Source organism: Arthrobacter sp. Hiyo1 (assembly GCF_001263615.2).
Classification (GTDB): Bacteria; Actinomycetota; Actinomycetes; order Actinomycetales; family Micrococcaceae; genus Arthrobacter.
The window spans coordinates 774,901-777,424 of the sequence record NZ_DF952469.1 but is presented as its reverse complement, the minus strand read 5'-3'; the positions used below and the strand labels follow the sequence as shown (position 1 = coordinate 777,424).

Sequence of the window (2,524 nt, the reverse complement as noted above, 5' to 3'; positions counted from 1 at the left end):
TGCGATCCCGGTGGAGCCGCTCACCCGGTGGCGCAGTTCGCCGTCGTCGATCGCGTCCACCCAGTTCCTGACTGAACTACCGTGCGGGGTCTCCGCCAGGACCAGGGGCGGGACGCCCTCGCCGGGATCGGAGCGCTCGACGACCGCACGCAGCAGATCCATGGTGGACACCTGGCTGACGAGTTCCGCATCAGTGGGGGGAACCGGGGTTCCGCGAAGCGCCGCGTAGGCCTCGAATTGTGCCAAAGCATCGAAGGGATTCATGTCGAAGGCCCGGCTGATGCTCACGAGCGAACTCTCGGCCACCTTGCCGCGAACCAATTGCTGGGCCAGTGTGGTGCGTTTCACTCCCGAAAAGCGGCAGACATCGGCCGTGCTGGTGTTCGGGGCGATCCCGTGCAGCCAGCGTTGGAACGCCTTGGAGGGGAGGGACATGAACCACTTTCTGCTAGACGGTTTCAGGTCTGCGAAGTCGATTTTACGATGCAGGCACATTGAATTATGCTTGATTCTCGAACCCGCTGGTCCGCACACCCCCCAAGTACGGACCAGCGGGTTCTTCCATGCCCCGGTCTTTCGGACGGCAGGGTATACGCACGGCCGCCCTTTCGCGTGGCCGGCCTTTCCGCTCAGGAGCGGAGCAGTGAGAGGATAGACCAATGACTGCAACGCTTGTCGCCAAAGAGCTCTCCGGCGGCCACGGTCACCGCACCTTGTTCTCGAAGCTCTCCCTCACCGTCGCACCAGGAGACGTCGTGGGTGTCGTCGGCGCCAACGGCGCCGGGAAATCCACCCTGCTGCGCATCCTCGCGGGAGCCGACCGTCCCCAGGAGGGCACGGTCAGCCTCGCTCCGGGCGACGCCTTTGTCGGCTGGCTGCCCCAGGAACACGAACGCACCCCAGGCGAAACCGTCGCCGCCTACATTGCCCGCCGCACTGGTTGTGCCCAGGCCACTGAGGAGATGGAGCCGGAGCCGAGGGGCTCGCAGCCGGAACCGCGGAGGCCGACGACGCGTACTCCCTGGCTTTTGACCGCTGGATGCATCGGGTGCCGCGGACCTGGAAGACCGGATCCCCGCGGTGCTGGCGGAACTTGGCCTCGAATCGGGTCCCGATGCACTTATGACGGGCCTGTCCGGAGGCCAGGCCGCCCGCGTTGCTTGGCTGCCCTCCTGCTGAGCCGCTTCGACGTCGTGCTCCTCGACGAACCCACCAATGACCTGGACCTCGACGGACTGGCCCGGCTTGAATCATTCGTCCAAGGCCTTCGAGGCGGCGCGGTGCTGGTCTCGCATGACCGCGAGTTCCTGGCGCGCTGCATCACCAAGGTGCTGGAACTGGACCTGGCCCAGAACAGCGTGGCCGTCTACGAAGGCGGTTACGATTCCTTCCTCGAAGAGCGGGCGGTGGCAAAGCGGCACGCCCGCGAACGCTACGAGGAATTCGCCAACACCAAGGCGGATCTTGTGTCCCGGGCCCGGACGCAGCGCGAATGGAGCTCGCAGGGCGTCCGCAACGCCATGAAGAAGAGCCCGGACAACGACAAAATCCGCAGGGCCGCGAGCGTTGAGTCTTCGGAAAAGCAGGCCCAGAAAGTCCGGCAGATGGAATCCCGCATCGCCCGGCTCGACGAGGTGGAAGAGCCGCGCAAGGAATGGCAGCTGCAGTTCAGCATCGGCCAGGCTCCGCGCTCCAGCTCCGTCGTCGCAACCTTGCGCGACGTCGTGGCACACCAGGGCGACTTCACGCTGGGACCCGTCAACCTCCAGCTCAACGCCGGCGAACGCATTGGCATCACGGGACCCAACGGCGCGGGAAAATCCACCCTCCTGCGGCTGCTGCTCGGGATTCAACAGCCCGACGCCGGAGATGCCTCCATGGGTGCATCCGTGGCGATCGGCGAGATCGACCAAGCCCGCGGACTGCTGGCGGGGCACCTCACCCTGGCAGACGCCGTCGAATCTGTCCTGGTCGACTGGAACTCCGCGGATGTGCGTACCCTGCTGGCCAAGTTCGGCCTCAAGGCGGACCACACCTCCCGGACCGTGGATTCCTTGTCCCCGGGCGAACGCACGCGCGCGGCGCTCGCGCTGCTGCAGGCCCGCGGCGTCAACCTGCTGGTCCTGGACGAACCCACCAACCACCTCGACCTGCCGGCGATCGAACAGCTCGAGGATGCGCTTGACGGCTACGAAGGCGCGCTCCTGCTGGTCACGCACGACCGCCGCTTGCTCGAAAACGTCCGGCTCGATTCCCGCTGGCACCTTGACAACGGCACCGTGACCGAACTGCACCACACTTCCGGAATGGGGAATCACAAGCCATGAGCATGGATGGCGTCGCCTGGCGCTCGCTCTACAACATCACCCGCGCCAAGAGCGGCTCCCAGCCGTTCTCGCGGGAAACCATCCGGCGCGTGCTCGCTTTCGCGAAACCGCACCGCAACAAGCTGATCGCCTTCGTGCTGGCCTCCATCGCTGGTGCGTTCCTTGCCGTGGCCACCCCGGTGCTGGCCGGCAAAGTG

General features: G+C 65.8%; 3 pseudogenes. 2 read left to right on the top strand and 1 reads right to left on the bottom strand.

The features are described 5' to 3' along the window. Positions 1-435, bottom strand: a pseudogene (locus tag AHiyo1_RS07880) (hypothetical protein); the annotation flags it as partial. A gap of 224 nt (positions 436-659) precedes the next feature. Between AHiyo1_RS07880 and AHiyo1_RS07875 the strand changes: the two are divergent. Both AHiyo1_RS07875 and AHiyo1_RS26380 read left to right on the top strand, forming a co-directional pair. Then, a pseudogene (locus tag AHiyo1_RS07875) lies at positions 660-2,327 on the top strand (ABC-F family ATP-binding cassette domain-containing protein). Next, positions 2,324-2,524: pseudogene (locus AHiyo1_RS26380) on the top strand (ABC transporter ATP-binding protein); the annotation flags it as partial. The pseudogenes AHiyo1_RS07875 and AHiyo1_RS26380, both read left to right, overlap by 4 nt.